Genomic DNA, 6,453 nt, shown 5'->3' on the forward strand with positions numbered 1-6,453 from the left:
TCGTGTGAGCCAGCCGACTGCGTATCCGGGACGTCCCCGCACGCCTGCACCCGGGACGGCCGCGCCGGAGCTCGTCGTCGCACGACTGCGACGTCACGCGCGGCGGATGTTCCTCCCCGCGCTCATCTTCGTCGCGACGGCCGGGGCGGTCGGATACTTCGCCGGCAACCTGCCCGCCCCGTTCGAGGAGTGGATGCTGTGGGCTGCGGCGGCGCTGGTGCTCGTCTTCCTCGTCATCGTGCCCTACCTCCGCTGGCTCTCGCACACCTACACGGTGACGACGAGGCGGGTCATCGAACGGGCGGGGCTCGTAAACCGTCGTCGCACCGATATCCCCCATGCCCGGGGGTACACGATCGCGGAGCGTCGCGGGCCCGTGCAGCGGCTATGGGGGAGCGGCAGCCTCACCCTCGCCAACGGTGTCGACGAGCCGGTACGCCTCATCGACATCCCCTCCGTGCGCCTGGTCCACGAGACGCTGTCCGACCAGGTGGAGGTCAGCCAGATCCTCGCGCATCGTGACTCCCACAGCATTCCGATCATCGATACGGACGACTGAGCGCCACGACGCTCCCGCTGGATGCGCCAGGATGGTGTCGACGGGAGGAGCAGCATGGCACTGCAGATCGGAATCGTCGGAGGCGGACAGCTCGCGCGGATGATGATCGCGCCTGCCGTCGAGATGGGCATCGACGTACGCGTGTTGGCGGAGCAGCCGGGGATGTCCGCGGGTCTGGCGGCCACTGCTGTGGGCGACTATCGCGACCTCGACACGGTGCTCGCCTTCGCGAGGGACGTCGACGTCATCACCTTCGATCACGAGCACGTTCCGCAGGACGTCCTCCGCGGCCTGGTGGAGGCCGGCGTCGCCGTGCGCCCCGGACCCGATGCCCTCGCCTTCGCGCAGGACAAGATCGACATGCGCACCAAGCTCGCCGAATTGGGGCTTCCGCAGCCGGAGTGGGCTGCCGTGACGGATGCCGCATCCCTCGACGCGTTCATCGCGGAGCACGGGGGCCGCGCCGTCGTGAAGACGCCGCGCGGCGGCTACGACGGCAAGGGTGTCCGCGTCGTGTCGAGCAGCGGCGACGTCGCCGACTGGATCGGCGGGCTCGAGTCGGGTGCCGCCCTCCTCGCCGAGGAACTCGTGCCCTTCACCCGGGAGCTGGCCCAGCAGGTCGCGCGCCGTCCGTCCGGTGATCTCGTCGTGTATCCGGTCGTCGAGACCGTGCAACAGGGCGGGGTGTGCGCGGAGGCGATCGCACCGGCCCCGAGTTCGGCAGGGCGCCTCGCGGGCGTCGCGGCCGAGATCGGCGAAGCGATCGCCACCGGCCTCGGGGTGACCGGGATGCTCGCGGTCGAGCTGTTCCAGACCGGGGACGAGCGTCTGCTCGTCAACGAATTGGCCATGCGCCCCCACAACAGCGGCCACTGGACGCAGGACGGTGCGATCACGAGCCAGTTCGAGCAGCACCTGCGTGCGGTTCTCGACCTGCCCCTCGGTGACACCGCTCTCCGTGCCCCGCACGCCGTCATGGTGAACATCCTCGGGGGGCCGTCGGAAGGCACGCTGGCAGACCGCCTGCCGGCGGCGCTCGAGGCTCATCCCTCGGCGAAGGTGCATACGTACGGCAAGGATCCGCGACCCGGCCGCAAGGTGGGACACGTCAACGTGGCCGGCGACGACCTGGACGACATCGTGTACCAGGCACGGGCCGCAGCCGCGTTCTTCCTCGATTGATCCGTGCCGTTCCGGGGTTCTCCAAGCTCGCCCGCCTAGCCTTGGTCGAGTGAACCGCCCCCTCCACTCGTCTTCCGCCCCCCTCATCGGCGTCGTGATGGGGTCCGATTCGGACTGGCGCATCATGTCCGACGCGTCGCAGGTGCTCACCGACTTCGGTGTCGCGCACGAGGTCGAGGTCGTCTCGGCCCACCGCACGCCGGACAAGCTGCTGCGCTACGGGCGCGAGGCTCGCGACCGCGGGCTGCGGGCGATCATCGCCGGGGCGGGCGGAGCCGCGCATCTGCCCGGGATGCTCGCATCGGTGACGACGCTCCCGGTCATCGGCGTCCCGGTTCAGCTCGCGACGCTCGACGGCCTCGACTCCCTTCTCAGCATCGTGCAGATGCCGGCGGGCATCCCGGTCGCGACGGTGTCGATCAACGGCGCGAAGAACGCCGGTCTCCTCGCGGTGCGCCTGCTCGGCTCGTCCGACCCTGCCGTCGCCGATGCGGTCGCCGCGTACGCCGCCGACCTCGAGGGGCAGGTCGAGGAGAAGAACCGGCGCCTCAAGGACGCGCTGTGATGCGCCGCGACGCGGGATCGCGGGGATGAGCGTCCTGAGCCCGTCGCGCGCGACGGCATACGAACCCCGAAGCCGCGTTCTCGTCGAGGAGCGGCCGCTCCGCCACCCCGACGTCGCTGCACCGAGTGTCATGTCGCGGCGGGCGTGGTGGCTCGTGGCATCCAATTTCCTCCTCCCGGGCTCGGCGCAGACCCTGGCGGGGAATCGGCGACTGGGGCGGGTCGGACTTATCGCGACGATCGCGATGTGGGTCGTGCTCGCGGTCGGCCTTCTGCTGGGACTGATGTGGCGCTCGATGCTGGCGTCGATCGTCGCGTCGGAGTGGACGCTCATCGGCGCGCAGATACTGCTGTGGGCGTATGCCGTCCTCTGGGTCGTCCTGACGATCGACACCCTTCGACTCGTTCGGCTCCGGCGCGTTCCGGGGCGAACGCGCGCCGCCGTGGTCGTCGTCGCGCTGATCCTCGCTCTCGTTCCCGCATCGGCCTCCGCCTACACGGCCCAGTCGGTGATCGCCCCGCTGCGGTCGGGGCTCGGGATCTTCGCCGACGGGCCGAGCGTCCCTCCGTCCGACGGTCATTACAACTTCCTCCTCCTCGGCGCCGACAGCGGGCAGGGGCGGGACTCCATGCGGTTCGACAGCATCTCCGTCGTCTCGGTGAACGCCGAGTCGGGCGCCGTCACCATCTTCGGCATCCCGCGCGACCTGCGTCATGTGCCGTTCTCGGACGGGCCCATGCGCGATCTCTATCCCGACGGCTTCGAAGGGCACACGTCCTCGAGCTGCGGCTGGTCCTCGGGCATCAACCAGCTCACGAACGCGGTCGAGGTCTGTCGGGCCGACCGGGGCGCGAGCCTCTACCCGGATGCCGCCGACCAGAACAGCACACCCGCCGTGGAGGCGACGAAGGATGCCGCCGAGGGGATCCTCGGCATCGACATCCCGTACCACGTGTTCATCGACATGAAGGGGTTCGCCGATCTGGTCGACGCGCTCGGCGGGGTCGACATCACGGTGAAGGAACGCCTCCCCGAGGGGCCCGGTCCCCGCTACCGTGATCAGCCCGCCGAGGAGTGGGCCACGGGGTGGATCGAGAAGGGCGCGCAGCACATGGACGGCCAGACGGCTCAGTGGTACGCCCGTTCGCGCTACACGACGAGCGACTACGACCGCATGCGCCGGCAGCGCGAACTGCAGACCGCGATCCTCGCGCAGGCGACGCCGTCGACCGTGCTGACCCGCTTCAGTGACATCGTGGCGGCCGGCAAGAACCTCGTGCAGACGGACATCCCCGACTCGCTCCTCCCGTACCTCGTCGACCTCGCAGGCAAGGCCAAGGATCAGAAGGTTCAAGACCTCGAGCTGACGCCCAAGGGCGTCGACATCGATGCCGAGAACCCGACGTCCGACGACTGGCAGCGGATCCGCACGAAGGTCTCGACTCTCCTGCACCCGCCGACACCGACGCCCGCACCGTGAGCGACCACGCAGACCAGGGAGATCACCGATGACCACGACTCTGCGGGTGGTGTTCGACCCGTCGGCTCCCGGGGTCGGGCCGGACGTCGTCGGGGCGTCGCGGGAACTGGCCGCGGCGCTCGTCACGACAGCTCCGAATGGATGCGACGTGCGCGCCATCGTTCCGAGCGACGGGGCGGACGAGACCGTGCTGGCGGACGGTCTTGCCGGGCTCGACCGCCTGCCCGTGGGGTCTGCGGCGGCGACGGCGCTCTGGCGGCACGGTCTGCGCGCCGGCGCGGGCGACGGCCTCATCCACTCCGCGAGCCTCGCCGCGCCGCTCGTGAAACACGATCGGGTCCACGATCACGACCAGACCGTCGTGACCCTCTGGGACACGCGGGCGTGGGATGCCCCCGACGATCTGCCGCGAGCGGAGTCCGCCTGGGCGCGTGCGATGCTCCGCCGTGCAGCGCGGCACGCCGACGCGGTCGTGGTGCCCACGCACGAACTCGCCCGTCGAGTGGCCGACCTGGCGCCGCTCGGGGATCGCATCCGGGTCATCGCGGGAGCTCCGTCGACCTCGCTGCGCGTCCCGTCCGACGAGGTCGGGCGTCGTCGCGCCGTAGGCGTCCCGGAGGGTTACGTGCTGATGGCCGGGTCCGTGGCCGCGTCGGATCGCCTTCGGACCGGCTTCGACGCCGTCGTGCGGTCGGGGCGCGACACGGCCGTCGTCGTCATCGACGCCCCGGAGGGCGAGGAGCCGGCGATCGCCGAGCTCGCCGCGGCGGCGGGCCTTCCGGAACGCCGCCTCCACGTGCGGGGACGCCTCGACGTCTTCGACCGGGCGGCTGTGCTGGCGGGGGCGGTTGCGTTCCTGGCGCCGTCGGACACGACATCCTTCCCGTGGCGGACGCTCGACGCCCTGCGGCTGGGGGTGCCCATCGTCGCTGCAGACAGTGCCACGCATCGCGAGCTCCTGCTCGACGGGGCGGCCCTCGCGCTCGGGGACGGCGAGTCGCTCGGCGTCGAGCTGGCCGCCACGCTGTCGTCGACCGTCGCAGTGGACCGCCTGGCCGTCCTCGCCGCGGATCGCGGTCGTGCCTTCACGTGGATGGGCGCCGCGGAGCGCGTGTGGCAGCTTCACGCCGAACTCTGACCTCGCTGAGAAGGTCGCAGGGGCGGCGTGTCGTGCGGCCGATCTTCGGGCCTGACTGGTAACACCGCGCGACTTCAGTAACACTGTTCACATGCGCCTCACATCTTCCGTGCCCCGACGGTCCCTGCGGAGCATGGCGATGATGCTCGCGGCGCTCCTCTCGATCTCGGTTCTCATGGCCGTCGCGCCGACATCCGCCGCCCGCGCCGCCGAGCTCCCGTCGTCCATCACGGACGGCGGCTACATCATCAGTGACGCCGAGTTCTTCAACGGGAACTCGATGACGGCGGCGCAGGCGCAGACGTTCCTCGAGGCCCGGGTGCCTTCGTGCAAGGCGACGACTGGGCCGACGTGCCTGCGGAACTTCACCGCCGACCTCCCGGCGAAGGCGAAGGACTCCTACTGCAACGCCATCACCGGCAAGAAGAAGGTGCGCGCGTCCGAGATCGTCGTCACGGTCGGCAAGGCGTGCGGGATCAGTCCGAAGGTGATCCTGGTCATGCTCCAGAAGGAGCAGGGACTCGTCACCTCGACCAAGCCGACCGAGTGGAGCTACCGCGCCTCGATGGGCATGAACTGCCCCGACACGGCGCCGTGCAGCGCGGCATCCGCGGGGTTCGTCAACCAGGTCTACCTCGGCGCCCGCCAGCAGCAGGTCTACAAGAAGAATCCCACGAAGTACGGTTACCGCGCGAATCAGGTCAACACGGTCAAGTGGCACCCGGACAGCGCGTGCGGGACGTCGAAGGTCTTCATCAAGAACCAGGCGACCGCGAACCTCTACATCTACACGCCGTACCGTCCCAACATCGCGGCGCTCGCGGCAGGCTACGCGCAGGGTGACGGGTGCTCCAGCTACGGCAACCGGAACTTCTACAACTACTACGTGCAGTGGTTCGCTCCCGGCGCGGTCCCGAACGCGACGGGCGCGCCGGCGACCGTCGCCGCCTGCACCGTCCCTGTGGCGGCCGACGTCGTCTCGGCCTCGGGAACGGCCACCGTCACGACGGCGACGACGGCGCGGAAGGCGCCCGTCGCATCCTGCACGTCGGGGACCAAGGCACTGGCGACGTCAGCCGCCGTGACGGTGAAGGGCACCTACGGCTCGTGGGTGCAGATCGCGAACGGGTCGGGCACCTTGTGGGTCGCGAAGTCCGCGCTCCGGATGCCGGGCGGCTCGCCGGCCGCCGGCTCGGACGCCTGCAAGCTTCCGGCGGAGTCGAGCATCACGAAGGCGTCGGGCACGGCCGTGGTCGTCACCGCGTCGCTGAACGCACGCAAGGCTCCGACGACGAGCTGCGAGACCGGCAAGCGATCGATCACGGACGGGCAGACCTACGCGCGGACGGGCACGTACGGTGCCTGGTGGCGGCTCACCGTCAGCGGTTCGACGTACTGGGCTCACAGCGACTACCTCACCCTCAAGGCGGCGCCCGCGCCGGTGTCGATGTTCACGACGGATGTGGTGCATCTGCGTCCGCAGAAGAGTCAGAGTGGGATGACGGCGACGGCGCGCAAGGGTGATCAGG

General features: G+C 70.1%; 5 protein-coding genes and 1 pseudogene. All 6 read left to right on the forward strand.

Features of this window, described 5'->3' with window-relative positions; genetic code table 11:
- Positions 1 to 4 precede the first annotated feature (4 nt).
- Positions 5 to 559, forward strand: coding sequence for a PH domain-containing protein (locus ACIQLK_RS12355; protein ID WP_400365093.1), 555 nt, complete (start codon positions 5 to 7; stop codon positions 557 to 559).
- A gap of 54 nt (positions 560 to 613) precedes the next feature.
- Positions 614 to 1,741, forward strand: coding sequence for a 5-(carboxyamino)imidazole ribonucleotide synthase (locus ACIQLK_RS12360; protein ID WP_400365094.1), 1,128 nt, complete (start codon positions 614 to 616; stop codon positions 1,739 to 1,741).
- 97 nt (positions 1,742 to 1,838) lie between these two features.
- Positions 1,839 to 2,306, forward strand: a complete 468-nt coding sequence (gene purE, locus ACIQLK_RS12365; protein ID WP_400365575.1) for a 5-(carboxyamino)imidazole ribonucleotide mutase — start codon at positions 1,839 to 1,841, stop codon at positions 2,304 to 2,306.
- Between the two features lie 25 nt (positions 2,307 to 2,331).
- Positions 2,332 to 3,786 carry an LCP family protein gene (locus ACIQLK_RS12370; RefSeq protein ID WP_400365095.1) on the forward strand — a complete coding sequence of 485 codons (1,455 nt, stop codon included), beginning with the start codon at positions 2,332 to 2,334 and terminating at the stop codon, positions 3,784 to 3,786.
- Between the two features lie 28 nt (positions 3,787 to 3,814).
- Complete coding sequence (locus ACIQLK_RS12375) at positions 3,815 to 4,924, forward strand: glycosyltransferase (RefSeq protein WP_400365096.1); 1,110 nt, start codon at positions 3,815 to 3,817, stop codon at positions 4,922 to 4,924.
- 91 nt (positions 4,925 to 5,015) lie between these two features.
- Positions 5,016 to 6,453: pseudogene (locus tag ACIQLK_RS12380) on the forward strand (hypothetical protein); the annotation flags it as partial.

It is taken from the genome of Microbacterium sp. NPDC091382, assembly GCF_044757025.1.
Taxonomy (GTDB): domain Bacteria; phylum Actinomycetota; class Actinomycetes; order Actinomycetales; family Microbacteriaceae; genus Microbacterium.